This is a genomic window from Lentibacillus sp. Marseille-P4043, assembly GCF_900258515.1.
Classification (GTDB): domain Bacteria; phylum Bacillota; class Bacilli; order Bacillales; family Amphibacillaceae; genus Lentibacillus_C.
Window position 1 is genome coordinate 3785452 of the sequence record NZ_LT984884.1, and the last position, 21128, is coordinate 3806579.

Sequence of the window (21128 nt, forward strand, 5' to 3'; positions counted from 1 at the left end):
ACCCTGTTAAACAATCTGGCCCGATCCAGGAATGATTCTTATTCAAGATGTGCGCTCCTTTGTTGAACGATATCACATTAGTGTGATCTTTCATAAAAAGTAACAAATAAATCAAAGTTGCTTCTAAAATGGTTACGAAGATTACCAAATAAATTGCTTAATTCATTTCTTGAAAAATACTTTTCTTCTTTTAACCGCGTAATGCTTTCTTCCAATCTTAGAAAATTCTTTATACTGTTAATTAAGTAACCTTTTTCCTGACTCGTATAATCTTCATTTGCTACAAGATCCAACAAGCTATCTGTAGTCTGTTTCACATCAACAAGCATTTTATCCAATTTATTTTTATCCATCGATACTGGGTCTGTACCGATTAACCAATCCTGCTCAAAAATAGGAAGAATGTATCGAGTTCGATCTATGGTTAAATCGATGCCATTATTTGTATTTTCAAATTCGTTATCCAACTCTTTTTCATAGGATTCTTTAAATTCATTCAGGATGTCTTTATAAGTTTGATCATCATTATATAAAACTTTACCTGGCTTGTAGGTATAACTTTTATGGGCACTGAAGTGGGAAAAAGGATAAAACCACGTCATTATAGAAACAAAAAGTAAAATGAGTACAATAAATTCTCCTACTCCCCAAGCAGCTTTTTTCTTATTCAATTAAAATTCTCCTTCCACTTCATTAACTCTGATAAACTTAATGGCTATTATTTCAAATACCTGTGTATATGGTAATCGAAATTTGAACCAGATAACAACCTAAAATTGAACCACCTAATAACCCAAGCTTTTTGAGTATTATAACAACAAAAGCGAAAAGTTTATTGAAAGTAAAATAAAGTAAAACAGTGTGATTCTAAGAATATACCATATTATATTGGTAAGATATTATCATTATACAAATTTAATATAGAATGTGATTGATTTTGGACTTTGAGATTGTCGTTATAATATGAAAAACTTTACTATGTAATCAAAATATTCAATTTGGGGAAATTGTACAAGAAATCATCAAGGGGGATACTAAATGTTAAAAAAACTTTTAGGAATTACAACAGCTTTAATTTTATTAATAGGCTTAACAGCATGTGGAGGAAATACGGACACAGATGATGCTAGTGCGTCTATTGGTGAAAAGCTTGATTATACGATTGTAGGAATTGATCCAGGAGCTGGGCTTATGGAGATGACAATCAATACAGTACTACCAGAATATGGTCTCGATGACAAATGGGAAGTTCAAGAAAGCTCTGGTGCCGCAATGACAGCGGAATTAGGAAGTGCAATTGAAAATGAAGAGCCAATCATCGTAACTGGTTGGATTCCACACTGGAAGTTTTTTAAGTATGATTTAAAGATGCTGGACGATCCAAAAGGTGCTTTTGGCGGGAAAGAGGATATAAACACACTCGTACGGAAAGGTTTAAAGGAGGATTTGCCTGGCGCATATACGTTCTTTGACCAATTCAATTGGGATCCGGATCACCTGCAAGAGGTAATGCTGAAAATTGAAAATGGTATGGAAGAACAAGAAGCAGCAAAAGAATGGGTTGAAAATAACGAGGAATTGGTTAATTCTTGGATTGAAGGAGCAGAGCCTGGCAATGGAGCAAAAGTGAAGGTGCCGTATGTTGCCTGGGCTGATGTAATTGCCAGTTCAAATGTTGTAAAATACGTATTGGATAATAAATTAGATTATAACGTGGAATTAATTCAAGTAGAACCAGGTCCAATGTTTGCCAGTGTTGCTGATGGAAGTGCAGATGCTATGGTAGGTGCGTGGTTGCCATCCACACATACCGCTTACTATGAAAAGTATAAAGGAGATTTTGAAGATTTAGGAGTTAACCTGACTGGTACACGGAATGGTCTTGTTGTTCCTGCTTACATGGATATTGATTCCATTGAAGACTTAATGGAGTAGAGAAATAAATAATAAGTGCCTGGTGAAGTCTCTGTGTGCCGGTATTTGGCATGAAGAACAAATTACAGTGAACCACCAGCTGCTTGTTGTCAATGCAAAAAAGATGGGTAATCGGGAAATAGCGCGGAAAACGTTATTTCGATTACCCTTTTTTGTTTCGTAAAGGAGGGTCTGACCCCGTTGCTCTCGCATTTTGTATATAAATCAACAAATGTTTTCAATAAAGCGAGTAATCGCAGTCTCAATCTTAACAGTCTTTAGGTTTAACAGAGTTGTCAAGGCACTTATTAGAGACGTTCAAAGTTTCCTCAGCTAACTGTTTGATCTTATTTTATCTGTGCGAAAGTTGAGTTACTTGCTTTAGTCCCTTTCATTTAAAACGTCCGTGATAATTTCAATGTGAAGTGCGGACCATGCCTTTTCTTTAAAATGTAAGATGGCACTGCCAGTTAGGATTATAAGATATAGCGAAACAAAACCTATCCAAATTAGATTGTTGTTTCGAAACAAAAAGTCCTGAATACTATTTGAAAACAAAAACAATAGCCAGGGAATTGCGGTGACAAATATAGGAATTATACCGGTCCCGCTTTGTTCCTTAATCATTCGATAATAGACTAATTTGAGAACTTCGCTATCAAGGGATTTATAGAAGGATTTAATTTCAGCAGTTTCTTTAAGTATTTTGTTAGTATGGATATCTTTTTGTCGCTTTAATGTTAGATATGTTTTATGTGCATCCCCACGAAAAGAAAACATGATGTCCCCCTTTCACTGAAAAACCTAATAAAGTCTTCTTTACTCACTATGCGTTAGTTTATCTAGGGAATACAAACATATACCAAAAATATGTTTAGGTTAACAATAGATATACACCCAATCAAAAGCTTTTTTTGACTAATAATCCCCCCACCCTACTGATATGGTGCGAACGGAAAATAGGTGAAAGCCACAACAAATAAAGCAGTCGAGCCGAACCAGAGGTAAACAAGGCTGAGCAGAATATCAAATAGAATGAGCCCCCACCTTTCCCATATTTTTCTTCCTAAGGCGGTCTTAATGAGGCGATAATTAATCATTCCAAGTAGATAAAGGCCTAAAATAATAAAATAAGGAGCAACCCATGTTCCAACTATCTCACTGACTGCCACACTACGAGTTTCAAAAAAACCAGACTGGAACTTAATAATCTGGCTAACCATTATAAAAACAACAGCAAGTAGCGCTCTGATTCCGCCAATCCATTTCTTTTCTTGTTTCGTCGTTCCAATCAACATACACCAACCGACCAATGCAAATAAAACAAACAGAATATAGTCCATTTAAGAAGCTGTTTAAAAAGTCACCAAATGATAAGCGGCGAATCTCTTCGTTGGCTATAAAGGAACTTCTATTGAGCCCGCCCCACGTCAATAGCCAACATAGAAGTCAGCACCTCGTGTGCAAACCCGGTCCTCAAGACTACGCCACCTCGACCTTCCTGCTTCTAATTTGGCAACTTTTTGAACACGCACTTTAAAATTATTCTTCCAATATTCAAATTTAGCGAGAGTAAACCAACTTATTTTTGCATACCACGCTGGATGTCAATAACTTTATTCTTGAGCAAGCCGGTAGAATCAGAAACTAATTCAATTTCCAGTCCTTTTTCTAAAAGTCGATGGGCAATGGTTTCCTTTGTCTTTTGCTCAGCTTCTTTTGCCTTTTGCTCAGCCTTTTGCTCAGCCTTTTGCTCAGCTTCCTTTGCCTTTTGCTCAGCCTTTTGTTCGGCGTGTTGTACTCGCAATTCAGCTTCTCGTTGGGCTGCTTCCTCATCCATAATTTGTTTCAATCGGGATTCATAAACAAGCCTTTGTTCCTGTTCCATGCTCAGCCCTTCCCAGTTATGAAAGGCTTCCCTTAGTGACTCATCTTTCAAGGCCATCTCCTCCAATTCCTTATAAATATCATCATAGATTTTACCGTTTCTAGAATCGACCATGCCAAGCAGCAAAAGCCATCTTACCAACGCATCATTCCATGGATCAAGTTTATCATCTTTCCAATCCTTTATTAACTTGCTCATCTCAATAAAATGAAATTCCATCACATTCGTCAGTTTGAACTGGTCTTCATCTTCATATAAATGATAGGAAGTATGGAAACGTTCTGTTTGACTAAAAAGATCAAAGTTAAGAATATTGATTGAAATTACCGGTCGCAATTCTGTATAACCCATTCCCTTTTTCTGTGAGCTTAAATATGCCTTGGACCAGTAATAGATGGAACGTTTAATCATATCATATTTATTTGTAAATTGGATTTCTACATTGATCTTTTCATCGGCAGTTGTAACAACTAGCAGATCCAGTCTTGACTGTTTATCATCAACATATTCCCCGCTGAATTCCGTATTCATAAATGAGATATCCTTGATTTGATTCCTACCTGTTTTCTGCAAAATTGCATTCAAAAATACAACAGTAATATCCTTATTCTTTTCATTTCCAAATAGTTGTTTGAAGGCGTAATCAACTTTTAAATCCATTAGTTGTTCTAGTGGAATGCGTTTAAGTAATTTTGATCTATTAATTTCCTGTTTTCGCTTGGTGTATTCATTTCGATCTTCCATTACTTGAGTAACTGTAGTGTAATTAGTGGTTTTTTAAATCGGCAGTTCTACCAGTGTCATATCAACACTTCCTTTAAATTATATGAGGACTTACCGAGGAGTATTTCTATTTATATTATATCAAAACCCAGACTAACAAACAAGTGTTCTTTTTTCATAAAAGGTGAAAATATAATTAGATTTATTACACAATATTTTAGGAAGCCCTTCCGAAATAATCATTCTTAATCATAACATTTTCACCCCCTTACCAGTAATAAATATCAAAACCAATTCACAAGTCAGTTTCTTTAACATGAATTGCCCATCTATTTAATGATAATACTAAATTTTCAAAGCACGCACTTGGAGGTCAACATATACTCTGCGTAAAGGAGGGTCTGACCCCGTTGCTCTCGTATTTTGTATATAAATCAACAAATGTTTTCAATAAAGCGAGTAATCGCAGTCTCAATCTTAACAGTCTTTAGGTTTAACAGAGTTGTCAAGGCACTTATTAGAGACGTTCAAAGTTTCCTCAGCTAACTGTTTGATCTTATTTTATCTGTGCGAAANCAAATGTTTTCAATAAAGCGAGTAATCGCAGTCTCAATCTTAACAGTCTTTAGGTTTAACAGAGTTGTCAAGGCACTTATTAGAGACGTTCAAAGTTTCCTCAGCTAACTGTTTGATCTTATTTTATCGGTGCGAAAGTTGAGTTACTTGCTTTAGTCCCTTTCATTTAAAACGTCCGTGATAATTTCAATGTGAAGTGCGGACCATGCCTTTTCTTTAAAATGTAGGATGGCACTTCCAGTTAGGATTATAAGATATAGCGAAACAAAACCTATCCAAATTAGATTGTTGTTACGAAACAAAAAGTCTTGAATAGTATTTGAAAACAAAAACAATAGCCAAGGAATTGCAGTGACAAATATGGGAATTATACCGGTTCCGCTTTGTTCTTTAACCATTCGATAATAGACTAATTTGAGAATTTCGCTATCAAGGGATTTATAAAAGGATTTAATTTCAGCAGTTTCTTTAAGTATTTTGTTAGTATGGATGTCTTTTTGTCGCTTTAATGTCAAATATGTTTTATGTGCATCACCACGAAAAGAAAACACGATGTCCCCCTTTCACTAAAAAAACTAATAAGCTTTTCCTTATGTTAGTTTATCTAGGAGATACGAACATATACCAAAGTCTTGTTTATAGATACATACCACCAGAATGAGCACCCATCTTTTCCATGTTTTTCTTTTTAAGGCTGTTTTAAGGAGGCGATAATTAATCATTCCAAGTAGATAAAGGCCTAAAAAAAACAAGGAGAAACCCATGTTCCAACTGCCTCACTGGCTGCCACACTACGAGTTTCAAAAAAAACCAGACTGGAACTTAATGATCTCGCTAACAATTTTAAAAACAACTACCAATAGTGCCCCGCCCCAACCAATCCATCTCTTTTCTTGTTTCGTCGTTCCAAGTAGCAAACCGATCAATATAAATAAAACAAACAAAATATAATCCATTTAAGAAGTTGTTTAAAAAGTCACCAAATGATAAGCGGCGAATCTCTTCGTTCTAAACACAATGGACGACTCTGTAGTACGGTGGGATGATATAAGCAAACAAGAATTAAAAAGATATTTAACTTTTGATGAATATTTGAAAGACTCCTTTCAAGAGGCTATTGATAATATGGATTAAAATGAAGTTATAGTATGGATTTTAATGGATCTAGTATCAGGAAGTTCCTAAGTAGCGTGAACTACTGGTCACAACTGGATTACGGAAAATCTTATCATTTGATACAATCAGAACAAAGGGGCGGAAAGGTAGAAATAGATGGATATGGAACATGGGAATTAGTGAGTACCAAGGAACGGAATTTGATATTATGGAACGGTTTGAGTTGGCTTGAATACGAATATAAACAAAAGGCCTGATAAGGGATATTTACACCTTATCAGCTTTTCGTGGTTCAATTGACCGATTGCTTGTTCATTCCCTATTATTCATGAATATACCATAAATAATAAGAATAGGGAAAAATTCAGGCATAAACTCTTTAAAAAGTAAGCGTCATATAATCCCCGTCTAATTACAGCAGGGATTATATAACGCCTACACTTAAAAAGCATTTTGCTGATCAAATTTCCGGAATATGCAAAACGCTCATCTGATACGTTACGGATTGGTTTGTACCAGTGTCCATTGTAAAGACACCAAGTCTAGCATCAAGCTTATTCTCGGGTTTGGCAAAGGCATTTGTATTTGCGGTTTCTTGGTCTTTTTGTTCAGGTTGAGCAGAATGAGCATTATCCTCTGAACAAGTTACAAGTGTGACACATGAGAGAATGAATACAAATGCATTTTTTTTAAATCTAAACGTTCTGAAAATCGTGTTCCAAGAATTCATTAAAATCTTTCTTTCTAAAAATTTCTCTCATAAATTCAAGCCAGTTATGCAAATAAGTACCATTGGTTTTCAAATATGTGTGCCGAAGCATCCCAATACCTTTTCGTTAACAGTCTCCTACTGCAACGATGCAAAAACGTTTCTTGCTTTCGGAACGACATAGCCGCTGCCGCCACGCTGTTTCACATCTTCAATCATCATTGCTAGCAGCAATTCATTATCTTCTGTATCAAATCCAACAAACCAGCCATTTTCTGTCCCGTTTTTGTCGTCTTTATCTTTTTTTATTTCGGCTGTACCAGACTTGCCTGCAATGGTCATGCCAGAGATATAAGCACTGTGGGCCGTACCATTAGGATCCTCAACAACCTGGATTAAATCTTCCTGAATTAATTCTGAGTTTTTCGATTCCATTAAATTTTCCTTCCATACGGTTCGTTCTCCTTCTTCCTTCAATAGGTAAGGGGATAACAAATCACCTTCATTCACAAACGGTGTGTAAGCTAATGCAAGATGAAGGGCACTCATCATAACCTCTCCCTGACCATAGGCAGAGTCAGCCAGCTGTGCTTCACTACCTATCCCATTATTTGAAAGTATGGAGGGTTCAATAGAAAATGGAATAGGAAGTTCTTCTTCAAATCCGAATGCCTTTGCTTCTGTTAAAAAGGTGTCTTTTCCCATTTCGAGTGCTTCTTGCGCAAAATAAATGTTGTCAGAATAAACAAATGCATCTCGCAAATTCACGGAAGTTTTATCATGAACGCGTGTAACATAGTAGTCGCCCCATGACTTATCTTTTGACCAGCGAAGCCCCTCGATATGTCTGGTTTCACCCGGATCCGTTACACCTGATTTTAATCCTACAACTGCTGTGATCGTCTTAAATACTGAACCTGGTGCGTAGCGATTGATAAAGCGATTTAAAAAAGGTTCTTCGGGATTATCGCTCCATTCCTTCCATTGTTCATCAGAAAGCCCTCTTATGAAAGCATTTGGATCATATGAAGGTGAACTGACTAAAGATAAAACCGCTCCCGTTTTTGGATCTACAGCTGCAGCAGTCCCAGCATCTCCTTTCAACTGATCATATATTTCTTGCTGAAGATTGGCATCAATTGTTAGCTGCACGTCTTCTCCTGGAATAGGCTCCGTTTTTGCCAACGTCTCCTTAAAACTTCCATTTGTTTTCTTAATATAAATATGACCACCATTTTCCCCTCTTAGCCTTTTCTCAAAAATCTTCTCCAATCCAGTTTTGCCAACGATATCTCCTGAAGAATATCCTTTTTCTTCCAACTCCACAAGTTGTTCTGCGGTGATTTCACGTACATATCCGGTTAAGTGAGCTGCCGAAACCCCAAAAGGATATGTACGAACAATTTTTTCCTGAGCTGCCACACCTGGAATTTCAAAAAAAGGCTTAAGGTTTTTTTCACCCAGCGGCAATGTGGCAAGCGGAACAAATGAATCTGGGTTCACCCATGAGGCATTTAACTTCTTGTTTATTTCATCAATCGTTATTCCCAATAAATCAGATAACTTTTCCTTAGATTCTTCAGTTTCATTGTCAAATTTACCTGGTACGACTCCAATAACGTTGGCTTTGGCGTTAATCGCAAGCCCGCTTCCGTTTCTATCACTGATTTCCCCTCGCGACGCTTCTAATGTTTCTGCCCCGATTGTTTCCCCTTTTTCTAGAGAAGGAAAAATAAGCGCTGGTTCCCATTCCACGAACCATTCCTTGTTAGATTCATTTTTTTCCTTAACTAAAGTTGCCTGATGAGTAAATTCAATAGGTCCCGCCATCGTTTCCATTTTTACATGGTATTTGAAGGCAACAGAATCGTCTTTCAAATTCTCTTCGTCTTTATTATTGAATATTCCATCCACCTGTAAGTTCTTGATTTCAATTCCTTTGTAGATATCCTTATATCGCTCCACAAATTCCTTTTTAGTGATTTCCTTTTTAGATTGCTGTGATAGATGCTGAAACATTTTTTCAAAATCCATGTCCTCCCAACTAGAAAGATATGCTTTAAAAGTATCCTCTGGTTTTATCTTATCTGAACAACCTGCCATAACAGCAAGAAATATAGCCATGATTATGCCTATCCAAATTCGTTTCAAGCTTTTCAACTCCTTTACAAACAATACATCAGATCTTACCTCTTCCAGAAAGGCAATTACCTAGATTACAAGTGTAATATTATACTACATTTGTAATCAATGTATGTCAACCATTTCTGGAGTTAGGGAAATCATCAATCTAGCAGTGTAACCAATAAAACTCTGCTCTTACATTTCAGCTTCATATCTCGTTGTCTCAGACTCATTTTAATTTCCGCTTGACTTCATTTGACTACAAACGTAATATTGTATTACACTTGTAGTCCAATGAGTAAATTAGAAGGTATAAAATGCTTACAAATAACGGTTGGAAAACGAAGTAAACCAAGTATAGGCATTTCAATCTAATAGAAAGAAGGTATCATTGTGAAAAAAGCAAATCCATACAAAATCAGCATAGGTTTGTTTACACTGTCCATAACATTGCTGCTACTTACAACACTTACCGCATGCGTAAATACGGGCAGTAGTAAGACCGATGAATCATCCGACAAGGAGAACGAGTCAGGGCAAACGATTAATAAGGACGAAAAATTTGCACAGCTTGAAAATGAGTTTGATACTCGAGTCGGTGTCTATGCAATTGATACAGGATCGAATCAAACCGTCGAATATCAATCGGATGAACGTTTTGCCTATTCATCCACCTTCAAAGTTTTGGCTGCAGCAATCCTGCTGAAGCAAAACGACATAAAAAATCTTGAAAAAGTCGTTACATACACCAAGGATGATTTAGTTACCTATTCTCCGGTTACCGAGAAACATGTGAATACCGGTATGACACTGTTGGAAATAAGTGAAGCGGCCATACAGAAAAGTGACAACACCGCGGGGAACCTCCTACTTGAGGCAATCGGGGGGCCTGATAAATTTAAGCAAGCCTTACGTGACATTGATGATGACGTTACCCAACCCGAACGATATGAAGTCGAATTGAATGAATTCATGCCGGGGAATAAGCGTGATACCAGCACACCAAGAGCTATGGCAACCAGTCTGAAGAAAGTTGCCCTTGATGACTTTCTTCCAGATGATAAGCGTGAAGTGCTTATCGACTGGATGAAAGGAAATGCAACAGGAGATCGACTGATACGTGCAGGCGTACCAGAGGGATGGATAGTTGGAGACAAAAGCGGAGCGGGAAGCTACGGAACAAGAAATGACATTGCCGTTGTTTGGCCGCCAAACAGAGAACCAATCGTCATTGTAGTTATGTCCCGGCGCGATACAAAGAATGCCGAATATGACGATGCGCTGGTTGCGAAGGCTGCCAAAATCACACTGAACACTTTAAAATAAAAAAATCTGGGATCACACATGTCGGTCAGAACTCACGTGTGATCCTTCACACCCCCATTTATTCTCACAAATTTTATTTGGCCCTTTGTAACGGCATTCCTTTTCCGAGTAAATGTAAATTGTGATCCCAATTTTCCCTACCATATCGTTGATAAAATCACTATGTTTTCACCTATATACATAGACTCATTTCAAAATTATGTTATTCTTTATTTTTTTCCATGCTATGGGAATTATCTTCCTCATACACCATGTTCATATAAAAATGCATAATTGACGCAGTCGTAAAATTAAGGTATTTTAAGTAAATAACTTCGCTGTTAAGGAGATGAAAAAATGTCTGCCCTCCATCTGGCTCTTAGCTTGTTCATATCTTCTATTATGGTCATCGTTATCATGCTAATCCGAAAGATTTTTAAGAACCAGTTGTCATCCAAATGGAAATATAATCTCTGGTTCCTGTTACTAATTGCTTTACTACTACCCTATCTCCCAACGCAATTATTAAACTTCAGGGGTAAGTTCACGTGGAATGGGAGCCAAAACAGTAATCAGCAGTCACCATCCAGCACCATAACCGAAAACCTAACAGAAAATGGAAATTGGCTGCACGATTTTTCAACATCTGTTAACCGGATTGATTTGACGTTTTTAAATCATGTTTTAATCAGCATATGGATTGCAGGCATGCTCGTGATGATTGCTTTGGTCATTCACGCCTGGATAAAACTGCGACAAATAAAGAAGTCCACAAGCCTGGTAACGAATAACAAGATTCTATCATTATTCGAACAGTGCAAACAACGACTGAATGTATCGGATCCACTGGTGTTGGCGGAATCACAACTAATCAAATCCCCATTAACGTTCGGGATATTTAAAACCTATGTAATCCTGCCACGTCATGCTGAAACGTGGCTGTCTATGGATGAAATAAAATACATTTTGCTGCATGAATTACATCACTATAAATATAAAGACATTGCCACAAATTATCTGATAGTCCTATTCCAGACTTTATACTGGTTCAATCCATTGATCTGGATGGCGTTCAAGAAAATGCGATTGGACCGGGAAATTGCGTGTGACAGTGCTGTCCTAAATACATTGGATCAAAACCAGCATGCAGCATACGGACACACGATTATTATGTTTGCAGATAAATCCTATCTTCCAAGGAATTTCACAATGACTAACCAGCTCGCTAGTTCAAAAAAGCAATTAAAAAAACGGATTGAACATATTGCAGCTTTTACATTTGAAACAAAGCTGGTAAAACTGAAAAGTATCCTGATTTTTATACTTCTTGCTGGAGTTGTTATAAGTCAGATACCAGTTGTTTCTGCAATGCCTTATGGTGATGACCGGATTGATTTTGACAATAAGCAGACAGTGTATGAGGATTTAAGCGCATTTTTCAATGAATATGAAGGCAGCTTTGTGCTGTACGATTTACAGGAGAAGCAATACAATATCTATAATAAAGACAAGAGCACATTACGGGTTTCACCGAATTCCACGTACAAAATTTACAGTGCATTATTTGCATTGGAGTCCGATATCATCACACGAAATGACAATTCCTTGAAGTGGAATGGGAACTCATATCCTTATCAAAGTTGGAACCAGAATCAAAATTTATTTACTGCAATGGAAAATTCCGTAACCTGGTACTTCCAGCAGCTGGACAAAAAGGTACAGATGAAAAACATTGAATCTTACCTTGATAAAATACAGTATGGTAATCAGAATCTATCGGGTGGAATCGAAGACTATTGGCTCGAATCTTCCTTGAAAATTTCACCGATTGAACAAGTGCAGACACTCAAAGACTTTTATACAAACCAATTTGGATTCAATGGGAAGAACATTCAATTCGTAAAAGATGCCATCAAACTGGAGACGAAAGACAGTGCAACACTCTATGGCAAAACCGGCACTGGAACGGTCAACGGGAAAAATGTGAATGGCTGGTTCATTGGATATGTAGAAACGGAAAACAACACGTATTTCTTCGCAACCAATATCGAAAACAACCATCATACCAGTGGCAGTAAAGCTGCCGAAATTACGAAATCCATTTTACACAATAAAGGCATCTATTAAAAATAAAGGCAGGGATTCACGTGACGAATAAAATACCCGCTATTTCGGAATCGGAATGGGAAGTTTTAAAGGTGCTCTGGGAAAAAGCACCGCAAACAGCAAGCGATATCATTTCATCCTTGCAGGCACAAACGAATTGGAAGCCGAAAACCGTGCGTACCCTATTGGACCGGCTCACTAAAAAAGAAGTCGTCGGCGTCCATAAGAATCAGAGAGTTTATACATTCTATCCGCTTTATTCCCAAGACGAATGCCAACGTGCCAAAACAGACTCCTTTGTAAAACGATTTTATGATGGCACCTTAAAATCGATGCTCGTTCAATTCATTCAGGATGAAGACCTCTCTGAAGAAGAAATTAAAGAACTAAGATCCATCTTGGATAAGAAGCAGGATAAAAAATAAGACCGTGCCCTCTCTTTTAAAAGCTGAAAGCATCCTTTGACTACACCTACTGGATTAGTCCAAAAAGTTTTATTCAGCAGTTTGGCCCTTATATAACACGGGTGCCATTCTCATTCAAGAATGGCACCCCCGATAGCGAACATTAGGGAAGTTATTTTTAACCCTGAAAAGTGTAAGGAGAGGAAGACTCAAGCAAACCTTCTACACCACTGGGGTTATAAGGCATTAATTTATTCGCTGTTTGATAATCCACCCATTTTATTTCTGATATTTCATTTTCATCTTAAATTGAGGGAGTTCCATTAATTATTTTCGCTTTGAATGTTATAAACAAAGCGTGATGGCCCCTTTCCTTAAAAAAGGCTTCGTTAACCGAAACAATGTTTTCAACTTCTACTTTTAAACCTGTCTCTTCTTTAACCTCACGAATAACTGCCTGTTCTAACGTTTCCCCTTTTTCAACTGCTCCACCAGGAAGAGACCAGCTACCACCATGATTATTAACCATTAGAACGTTTTTTTGCTCACAAATAAGCCCATATACTACATCCACTCTTCGCACTTTCCTCACCATCCCACTATTACATAAAACAATTATCTAATAATATTCGTTGCTTGTTCCAGTAGAATGAAGTATTTACCAGAAGTATTGCGTCTAATCGTAACATTATTAATACGCCATTCAACTTAACGATTTTTTGCAAACTTAACAGGTCCAAACTTTGGTCGTCATAAAAAAATAATCCCCTCATGCACTTTAGCCGGTATGTGAGGGATTATTTCTCTAGCTGCCCTACCCTCTTGACGGGGTTTGGTCTATTGTGACCGCTTCATGTACCAACATGGCGGCCTTTCAGTTCTTGGATCGATCATGGTTCTTCCCCATTTGCATTATTAAAAACATTCTTTTCTCTGCTCCCTCTTTAGAAATTTCCCATATCGTGGTTGTTAAATCCCTTTATTGTTAAATTATAATCTCATTAATAGCATAAAGATATTTGACTTACATAAGAATATAATGTAGAATTCTACTTAGATAAAGCAGGGAAGTAATCGCAATCACACACCGTGGTTAGGGATTGCTTCCTTTGTTTTTTATGATATCGTATAGTAATAACAACCTTCTTAACTCAGTCATTATTCTAATTTCCCCTCTTGCTTCTAATTCCTCCAGTTCTTTAACCAATAAATTTTTTAATTCATTTAAATTTAATTCCTTAATGTGAAAAGACAATGTCTCAAACATCTTTTGCTTTTTCTCATCTGTATTACTTATGGATTCAACATCTACTTAGATCGGTGAAAATATAGAGCTTTTATTTATTTTACTATAATGAAAGCTAAAATCGGAATATTTATCCGCTCGCCTTATCAGCTTTTCCTTTTCTGTAGGGTGTAATGAACTTTTGCTTATCACTTTTTCATCTAAAATCTTGTGCACGGGAAATCTGTCGTTTCCACCCTGATTTGCAGCAAACTTAAGTCTTACTTCAGTACTAACCTCATCTTTATCTGAAATATAATCTAATGAGTATTGAATAATATTCGGCATTTGAAAAATATACTTTTGGTCTCCCACTGCCACCGCAATATTTCTATCTTGCATGTTAGCTTCTAGTTTTTCTATTTCTTCTGGTGATATTAAAACAGAATTTAATGTCCCTTTCTTTCCACTGTCAATTATAAGCTTCTTAATGACATGTTGATACTTTCTCACTTCGGTCGGTGCTATCCCTTGATTAATACTTTTAATTTTTTCAAATACCGCTTTGAAATTATCAGTTTTTATAACCCTTAGTTTACAACCCAAATCCTTGTCATTAACAACTTCTTCTACTAATCTCTGTTGACCTTCTTCCCATTCAACTAGTATTAATTTCCTTTCTAAAATATTCATTTCCTCGGATGATAATGATCTTGTTACATCTTTAATTATTTTTCTCACATTGACATCCGTTAGTGAATAACCAAGGAAAATAATCGGTGAATGCATCATCATGGAAATAATTTTTGCACTTATTAATACAGAATTCTCTTCAAAATACTCGTAATCTCTTTCTGTTATAATAATATCATTAGGACTTTTTATACAGCCATGAAGTTTGTACAACTCAGCATAACCAATAGTCTCCCCGAAAAAGCCGTTTTGACCAATGTATTTTTTGATGTTATATTCACTTTCCTCATTATAGGAATTTTCTATGAAGTCGTCGTAGTTGGTAGTTAGTATAATTTGGGTTTTTACTAACATTTTTTTAAATGAATTATACTCATTTTTCATATGTTCCTTAAACTTGTAATTACCAAATCGCCTTGCAATCGCTACCTTAAATGGGGACATCTTTGTCTCATAAGCATCTTTTGGACTAAACCGATTAATTTTTATACTTTCTGAATTAAATGCCTGGTTAAATTCAGTTTCAAGTACCTTTCCAATTCTCACATTAGCATAGTGAGCCAACTCCCGTTCATCGTACTTTGGGTTTTCAGTCTTTAATTTATCTTTTAAATTATTGTAATACCCATAGAAATTAGTTAACCCTGTTTCGCCCCAGAATTCCGCTAACAAATTATGCCAGTTAGGAAAATTGTGTAAAAACCTTTTAGATATTCCAGATCCAATAAATGCTATAGGAAACTCATTTTCTTTAATAAGGTCATCTAATATAGTCATTTTCAATTCCCCCTCATTCATAAGTATCTAGTTGATCTTGTGTTACTATAAAACGGTATTCCTTTTTGTACCTAAGGAACATTAAACTGTTATTAACAGCATTATTTCAAGATTTATTTAGGCAACAACGGAATCTTCAATCGCCATGGTTTGATTAAACTCTTCCGCTAACATTGTCTTTACAAATTCAACTGTAGGATCTATTTCTTCTACTATCTCACGTAAACTACTAATATCAGTTTTGAAAAATTCTTTACGATAATTCACTTTGTTAACTCTCTGATCATTTAACTCATTATGAAGTCTTTGTTCTAATCCTACAGCATCATCACTAAATATCATCGCATGTACATCAAACTTAAAAGGCACAGATGCACTTCCTAATTCATCTACCCTATCCTGTGGAACCATTCTTCTAGTCATTCCGATTTTAAACATATTTTCTCCGAAAGAACCCAAATTTGAAATTACATAAACATATCCAGCTTTACCTAGCGTAAGACTCGCAATTTCTTCCTTCTTTTCATTTATATTTTTCATTTGGCCTTCAAGTTCTTTCAGTCTCTTCTCTAGTTGATTAATCTTTTCTTCATCTGTTTCTTCAGCCAATAACTGCCTGTTTCTAGTCATTTCTACTTGGAATTTTTGCTCTTCTTTTTCTAACTTTTTTTCTTCTGCGGCAAGTTGTTTTTTCTCTTGTGCCTCTTGTCTCATTTGCTCCTTAATTAATTTTTGCTCTTCCTTTTCACGTTCCCTGTACACATAATATTTATATTCAATATTAATTAATTCCACGTACAATGGTTCAATCTCCGTTAAAAATTTAGTTATAGTTGGTAAAATAGATTGATTTCCGTTACCACAGATTGCCAAATATTTTGTTATGATATCTTTAACAGACTGAATGGATTCATCCAGTTTATTGTATTTCAGTTGAAATAGTAATAGTTGCATTTCTGCCTGCAAACCAATAATCATTAAATTATATATCGTTTTGTTTGCTTTCGTAGTATATCTGTCTTCATATCTTCCAAGTACATTTTGTATTTCTTTATTTGTTGCTTTAGAAAGTTTTCGTAATTCCTTCGAGTTATCTGAATGTAAATGCAGTCGAATCACTGTACCAAGAAGAGCATCCTCAGAAAGTTCATCATTCAATTTATCAATTTGATTTTCAACATCAGTAAAATTAACAGTATGTGGAAAACGCTCATTGAATTTTTTTAACCCTATAACTTCAGATTTGAATTTCCTAGCCTGATTTTTATATCTGTTTACCTCTTTTAATAATCGATCATATTCCTCAGATAAATCATCAATGCTATTCTTATACTCCGTCGTTTTTTCAACAACAGATTGTAAATTTTCATTTGCTTCTTTAATAACTTGTTCTGCTTCTTTTTTTGCCTTTTCGATGATTGTATTACGTTCTGATTTCATTGATGCTTCCGTTTCATCTTTTATACCTTGAATAAATTTCTCTTTATCGTTTAACAGTATAGTCTTATCTTCAATCTCTTTATTGGCTACATCTATTTTGTTATTAAGTTCAACAACTTTTTCCTCTTTGTCTTTAATTGGCATATTTAAAAGTTCATCCTCTTTTAAACTTCCATAAAAATTCTTCCTATTTTTCATTTGAATAGTTAATAATATACTTGCGAGTATTGCAGGAATAATTAATATACTAAATAACGAGAGTATGCAAATTATAATAGTAGAATACCACCATTTATCCCTATATGTTGACATATAATTTCCCCCTTTATTAATTCATGCATATGATTTGGCAACATTATCTTAGAAAACAAATCAACCTATTATAATGAGTCTATTCTACCATATAAACCCTTATGTATATACACTATTGTTAATAGTGGAATTTTTTTATAATATTTACCGCCAACAGATTATTGTAATAATTACTTCACCAACTGCTCCCTTATACAAATAGTTAACGTCATCACACACACATCCCCCCTCTCCGCCATAGCCTATAGTAAAAACGCCTGGAGGTAAGCTTATGAAGAATGAACAAAAAGTCCCAAAAAACAGGTCGAGGTGGAATCTTTTTGAAGTGATTGGGGTTTCGATCATTGTCATTTCACTTGCCCTGCTATTCTTTGCTCCAGACTCACTTTCACAATTATTCGATACCATTATCAAAGAGGTAAAGCCAGTTGTTGTCGATACTTTCTTAACGAGTGAAGTGGGGATTGCTGTCATTGTCAGTGTTATTATTGGGCGAATGTTGGAACGGCTTGGGTTTACAGACGGTTTGATCCGGATCTTTGTACCCGTTATGCGCTTGTTTAAGATCAATCCGTCCGTCATTATTCCAAGTGCCTATAATATCCTTGGTGACATCAATGCTGCTGGAAAAATTGCCGGGCCTATTCTTGTGAAAGCAAAGGCAACAAAATCAGAACAAAAAATTGCTGTAGCAACGATGATCCAATCACCACAGTCTTTTGCAACATTCGTACTGGGGCTAATTAAGATAAAGGATCAGTCCCCAACCACGCTAACACTTTAGCACAGTGGGGGACTGACCCTTTCAATTCCCATCTTTATTTCCGCAAACAGATTTTCCCCAGAACGTTAATCGTCCATTAGGTCATCATCTAACCATAAATCTACTTCCTCCACATCAACATCCTCGTTTTCAAATTCATCCTCTATTTCCAAATTATTAAGAAAGTCCACAAATGATTCAGAAATAAGATATACATTGTCCCAGTATGAATCAATATTTTCTATATCTGCTTTCTCTCCAATCATTAATTTAGCTTCAAGTTCATTTTCATGATTCCAAAAATAAATTTTACCGAAGACCGGTTCATTAACACCAATGCAGATTAAATTCCCAGCTGGGCACTCGCCAATAGGGACTAAATTACCCGGGATACGATTTTCATAACTCTCTATTTGTTGATTAATATTATTTTCACTCATTAGTCCATAAAAACCATCAAAATATTGTTTGCCTTCCTTTGTCATTACTGGTGACGGCTCTATCGGTTTATATATTATTTCCTTTTCAAAAAAAGTTTCATCATAACTCTCCAGAAACTCCTTATACTCTTTCGGAATTACGATGTTATACTTTTTTTCTAGAGCTTTTAAATGCTCCCTTCTTAAGTTTTTAAAAGAAATAGCAGGTTGATTGACACCTAATTTTGTTAAAACATTTATTATTATTGAACTACAATTCTTACCCAAATTAGTAACCTCCTCTTAAGTCCGACGCTGATCCTATATGTGGTACATTCCTATGTAACTTTGTAGGTATCAATTGTATATTATTAGAATCTACATGGTGAGGAGTTAAACCTTTTTCCCTCAGCCAGTTTTTGGCTTGGCTTAAACTGCTAAAACCTTTTGCCTTCATAATTTTTTTATAGACCAATTTAAAATCACTAGCCGAACCGTTAAGTTGACCTTCTTTAAATTTAAGTTGCCCTTTTGACCATGGAGAAAAATCAGGTCTATTATTTTTAAATTCTACTGGTTCACCTTTTGTAACTTTTAGAGCATCGGCATTTTCGGTAAACCATTTTCCGTTTCCTGGCTCTCCCTGCCATTTACCATTGGTTCTAGGTAATCTTATTCGGGGGTTACCTACAAAGACCTTCATTTTCCATATCAATTGATCTTTCAAATAATTCCCATCCACCACATTATAAGGTACCTTGGCTCCACCGGCCACTACCTGATATTGCGGCGTATAAGGCAATAAGTCTGACAGGTCTATATTCTTTATCTTCCCGCCAGTTTTTTTCACACCCGCCACTCCGGCCTTTGTAGCAGTTCCGGCACCTTTTGTAACCATTCCAGCGCCTTTTGTCCCAACCACTGATGTTACAATCGTTCCCAATGAATACGTTACCCAGTGTGCGCGACTTTCTGCATTACCATTGACCATATCCCGCTCATAGGATTCTTCTATGGCATTTCCTATGTATTTAGAAGTTTTTATGGGATGTGCCACCATATGCCCCATTGACTCTAACGTATTTATTGGATTTGTTACCGTATCATAAAGACCACCTAACGTGTCTGCCCCTACATCATAAACACCAATAGCTGTCCCTTTAATCGTGTTGCCTGCTCCTTTGGCAAACGTGGCAGTACCCTCTATTATATTGTCCCATAAACTATCCGCTTCTTTTTCTTCTGGAACAGGTTCACCATATACATCTTTTAAAATAGTTGGGAGAGTTGTTAACTTCAATGCTGTTAATTCATTAAACGATATGATCGAATAATCTTGGGAAAAAGTGCGTGCCATCTCGCTTATGTATTGATTCATTAACTCAAGATCTTCTCCCACTTTGCTTAACGATTTAGTCTGTTGGCTATCCAGGTCATACAGCTGTTCGATATGATTTTTCACCTTACTTTTTCCCTTTTGTACAGCTGATCCAAACTCTTCCATATCAACATTGGGTATAGATACAAGATCCGAAACGCTGGCAATTATCCCATTTGCTTCTTCAACTAATGCTGCAGTTACCTTCTCCGCTTTATCCAAGCCATTCTGAACATCATTATCCATAAAATCCTCACGTACCAAGCCATTTTCATTCGGTTCATAGGAATATACAGCTTGTTGAAGTTTTTCCAACGCTTGGGTGTAATGAATCAAAGATTGGTATAAGTATATCAAAAAAGGACCATGAATCGTTTCAAAAAATGAGCGAATGGATTCCCCTGTTTTCCCTTTTAAATAACTGTCCAGATCAATAATCCCGCGGACACCTTTTTGAACTTCCGTTACATGACTTCGTACATTTTCAATTTCGTGTAATGTTTCATCAATTCCTTTGTTTAAACTGGATACCTCTAAACTTTTCATTCCGCGCCTCCCTGAATCCTACTTGTAAAAGGTTAGATACTCCCCTATCGATTGATCGGTTTCTATTAACGTTTCAACAGAATTTTCGGTTGCATTTATATGTTCAAGCAATAAGGACTGATAAAACTTGATCAGGGATGAATACGTACGATTTAATTGATTTAGCTGCTCCAGGAGATCCAGATGATTTTCCCCTTCTATCTTATCAGTAAATGATGATTCAAAATCTTGTGTAGCGCTTTGCAAATTAGTAACAGCCTGTTTTATTGGATTTTGCACGATCTTAATTTCTGTGGACATTGCATAGCCCCCTCATATAAAGTTTTCCCAATTTCCATGGTAGCACAATTTCGAATATTGCCCCTATCCTTCTAAATTACCATTTCCATCCCCCCATACACACATCCCCCCTCTCCGCCATAGCCTATAGTAAAAACGCCTGGAGGTAAGCATATGGAGAATGAACAAAAAGTCCCAAAAAACAGGTCGAAGTGGACTCTTTTTGAAGTGATTGGTGTTTCGATCGTTGTCATTTCACTTGCCCTGCTATTCTTTGCTCCAGACTCACTTTCACAACTATTCGATACCATTATCAAAGAGGTAAAGCCAGTTGTTGTCGATACTTTCTTAACGAGTGAAGTGGGGATTGCTGTCATTGTCAGTGTTATTATTGGGCGAATGTTGGAACGGCTTGGGTTTACAGACGGTTT

General features: G+C 36.3%; 18 protein-coding genes and 2 pseudogenes. 6 read left to right on the forward strand and 14 right to left on the reverse strand.

The window, feature by feature from the left end:
* Positions 1-77: 77 nt before the first annotated feature.
* Positions 78-671: a hypothetical protein gene (locus C8270_RS18840; RefSeq protein ID WP_106498317.1), complete on the reverse strand. Its 594-nt coding sequence runs from the start codon at positions 669-671 to the stop codon at positions 78-80.
* A gap of 367 nt (positions 672-1038) precedes the next feature.
* On the opposite strand from C8270_RS18840, the gene C8270_RS18845 reads away from it, so the two are divergent.
* The gene (locus C8270_RS18845; protein ID WP_106498318.1) at positions 1039-1935 is read left to right on the forward strand and encodes a glycine betaine ABC transporter substrate-binding protein; all 897 of its coding nucleotides are present in this window, start codon (positions 1039-1041) and stop codon (positions 1933-1935) included.
* 360 nt (positions 1936-2295) lie between these two features.
* Here the strand turns inward: C8270_RS18845 and C8270_RS18850 are convergent, their stop codons facing one another.
* From C8270_RS18850 to C8270_RS18885, 7 genes are all read right to left on the reverse strand, one after another.
* A complete protein-coding gene (locus C8270_RS18850) occupies positions 2296-2694 on the reverse strand; it encodes a hypothetical protein (RefSeq protein ID WP_106498319.1) in 399 nt (132 codons plus the stop codon).
* Positions 2695-2849: 155 nt separating this feature from the next.
* A complete protein-coding gene (locus C8270_RS18855) occupies positions 2850-3257 on the reverse strand; it encodes a hypothetical protein (RefSeq protein ID WP_106498320.1) in 408 nt (135 codons plus the stop codon).
* A gap of 239 nt (positions 3258-3496) precedes the next feature.
* On the reverse strand, positions 3497-4546 hold the full coding sequence (locus tag C8270_RS18860) for an Rpn family recombination-promoting nuclease/putative transposase (RefSeq protein WP_106498321.1): 1050 nt from the start codon (positions 4544-4546) through the stop codon (positions 3497-3499).
* A 707-nt stretch (positions 4547-5253) separates the two neighbouring features.
* Positions 5254-5652: a hypothetical protein gene (locus tag C8270_RS18865; RefSeq protein ID WP_106498322.1), complete on the reverse strand. Its 399-nt coding sequence runs from the start codon at positions 5650-5652 to the stop codon at positions 5254-5256.
* Between the two features lie 249 nt (positions 5653-5901).
* On the reverse strand, positions 5902-6057 hold the full coding sequence (locus C8270_RS20175) for a hypothetical protein (RefSeq protein WP_158701786.1): 156 nt from the start codon (positions 6055-6057) through the stop codon (positions 5902-5904).
* A 620-nt stretch (positions 6058-6677) separates the two neighbouring features.
* Complete coding sequence (locus tag C8270_RS18880) at positions 6678-6947, reverse strand: hypothetical protein (protein ID WP_106498324.1); 270 nt, start codon at positions 6945-6947, stop codon at positions 6678-6680.
* Between the two features lie 117 nt (positions 6948-7064).
* Positions 7065-9077: a penicillin-binding transpeptidase domain-containing protein gene (locus C8270_RS18885; protein ID WP_106498325.1), complete on the reverse strand. Its 2013-nt coding sequence runs from the start codon at positions 9075-9077 to the stop codon at positions 7065-7067.
* Positions 9078-9437: 360 nt separating this feature from the next.
* On the opposite strand from C8270_RS18885, the gene bla reads away from it, so the two are divergent.
* From bla to blaI, 3 genes are all read left to right on the forward strand, one after another.
* Positions 9438-10376 carry a class A beta-lactamase gene (bla, locus tag C8270_RS18890; RefSeq protein WP_442785834.1) on the forward strand — a complete coding sequence of 313 codons (939 nt, stop codon included), beginning with the start codon at positions 9438-9440 and terminating at the stop codon, positions 10374-10376.
* A gap of 336 nt (positions 10377-10712) precedes the next feature.
* Positions 10713-12482, forward strand: a complete 1770-nt coding sequence (locus C8270_RS18895; RefSeq protein ID WP_106498327.1) for a BlaR1 family beta-lactam sensor/signal transducer — start codon at positions 10713-10715, stop codon at positions 12480-12482.
* A gap of 20 nt (positions 12483-12502) precedes the next feature.
* The gene (blaI, locus tag C8270_RS18900) at positions 12503-12886 is read left to right on the forward strand and encodes a penicillinase repressor BlaI (protein ID WP_106498328.1); all 384 of its coding nucleotides are present in this window, start codon (positions 12503-12505) and stop codon (positions 12884-12886) included.
* Positions 12887-13043: 157 nt separating this feature from the next.
* On the opposite strand, the pseudogene C8270_RS18905 reads toward blaI, so the two are convergent.
* The 3 genes and pseudogenes from C8270_RS18905 to C8270_RS18915 all read right to left on the reverse strand — a co-directional run bounded on the left by C8270_RS18905 (position 13044) and on the right by C8270_RS18915 (position 17312).
* Positions 13044-13448: pseudogene (locus C8270_RS18905) on the reverse strand (NUDIX hydrolase).
* Positions 13449-14177: 729 nt separating this feature from the next.
* On the reverse strand, positions 14178-15560 hold the full coding sequence (locus C8270_RS18910) for an SIR2 family protein (RefSeq protein ID WP_234028598.1): 1383 nt from the start codon (positions 15558-15560) through the stop codon (positions 14178-14180).
* A gap of 117 nt (positions 15561-15677) precedes the next feature.
* A complete protein-coding gene (locus C8270_RS18915; RefSeq protein ID WP_234028599.1) occupies positions 15678-17312 on the reverse strand; it encodes a GIY-YIG nuclease family protein in 1635 nt (544 codons plus the stop codon).
* Between the two features lie 271 nt (positions 17313-17583).
* Here C8270_RS18915 and C8270_RS20335 point away from each other — a divergent pair, with 271 nt between their 5' ends.
* Complete coding sequence (locus tag C8270_RS20335) at positions 17584-18096, forward strand: hypothetical protein (RefSeq protein ID WP_199794702.1); 513 nt, start codon at positions 17584-17586, stop codon at positions 18094-18096.
* A gap of 65 nt (positions 18097-18161) precedes the next feature.
* Here the strand turns inward: C8270_RS20335 and C8270_RS18925 are convergent, their stop codons facing one another.
* The 3 genes from C8270_RS18925 to C8270_RS18935 are packed head-to-tail and all read right to left on the reverse strand — an operon-like array spanning position 18162 to position 20718.
* On the reverse strand, positions 18162-18782 hold the full coding sequence (locus C8270_RS18925) for an SMI1/KNR4 family protein (protein ID WP_106498329.1): 621 nt from the start codon (positions 18780-18782) through the stop codon (positions 18162-18164).
* 1 nt (position 18783) lies between these two features.
* The gene (locus C8270_RS18930; RefSeq protein WP_106498330.1) at positions 18784-20418 is read right to left on the reverse strand and encodes a T7SS effector LXG polymorphic toxin; all 1635 of its coding nucleotides are present in this window, start codon (positions 20416-20418) and stop codon (positions 18784-18786) included.
* 18 nt (positions 20419-20436) lie between these two features.
* Positions 20437-20718, reverse strand: coding sequence for a YwqI/YxiC family protein (locus C8270_RS18935; protein ID WP_106498331.1), 282 nt, complete (start codon positions 20716-20718; stop codon positions 20437-20439).
* Between the two features lie 153 nt (positions 20719-20871).
* Here C8270_RS18935 and C8270_RS20180 point away from each other — a divergent pair.
* A pseudogene (locus C8270_RS20180) lies at positions 20872-21128 on the forward strand (hypothetical protein); the annotation flags it as partial.

What these genes read in the sequence shown, in the direction of transcription:
- C8270_RS18860 (WP_106498321.1), bottom strand. Translation starts at nt 4,546, where the DNA reads ATGGAAGATCGAAATGAATACACCAAGCGAAAACAGGAAATTAATAGA.
- C8270_RS18910 (WP_234028598.1), bottom strand. Translation starts at nt 15,560, where the DNA reads ATGACTATATTAGATGACCTTATTAAAGAAAATGAGTTTCCTATAGCA.
- C8270_RS18850 (WP_106498319.1), bottom strand. Translation starts at nt 2,694, where the DNA reads ATGTTTTCTTTTCGTGGGGATGCACATAAAACATATCTAACATTAAAG.
- C8270_RS18895 (WP_106498327.1), top strand. Translation starts at nt 10,713, where the DNA reads ATGTCTGCCCTCCATCTGGCTCTTAGCTTGTTCATATCTTCTATTATG.
- C8270_RS18930 (WP_106498330.1), bottom strand. Translation starts at nt 20,418, where the DNA reads ATGAAAAGTTTAGAGGTATCCAGTTTAAACAAAGGAATTGATGAAACA.
- C8270_RS18880 (WP_106498324.1), bottom strand. Translation starts at nt 6,947, where the DNA reads ATGAATTCTTGGAACACGATTTTCAGAACGTTTAGATTTAAAAAAAAT.
- C8270_RS20335 (WP_199794702.1), top strand. Translation starts at nt 17,584, where the DNA reads ATGAAGAATGAACAAAAAGTCCCAAAAAACAGGTCGAGGTGGAATCTT.
- C8270_RS18855 (WP_106498320.1), bottom strand. Translation starts at nt 3,257, where the DNA reads ATGGACTATATTCTGTTTGTTTTATTTGCATTGGTCGGTTGGTGTATG.
- C8270_RS18915 (WP_234028599.1), bottom strand. Translation starts at nt 17,312, where the DNA reads ATGTCAACATATAGGGATAAATGGTGGTATTCTACTATTATAATTTGC.
- C8270_RS20175 (WP_158701786.1), bottom strand. Translation starts at nt 6,057, where the DNA reads ATGGATTATATTTTGTTTGTTTTATTTATATTGATCGGTTTGCTACTT.
- C8270_RS18935 (WP_106498331.1), bottom strand. Translation starts at nt 20,718, where the DNA reads ATGTCCACAGAAATTAAGATCGTGCAAAATCCAATAAAACAGGCTGTT.
- C8270_RS18845 (WP_106498318.1), top strand. Translation starts at nt 1,039, where the DNA reads ATGTTAAAAAAACTTTTAGGAATTACAACAGCTTTAATTTTATTAATA.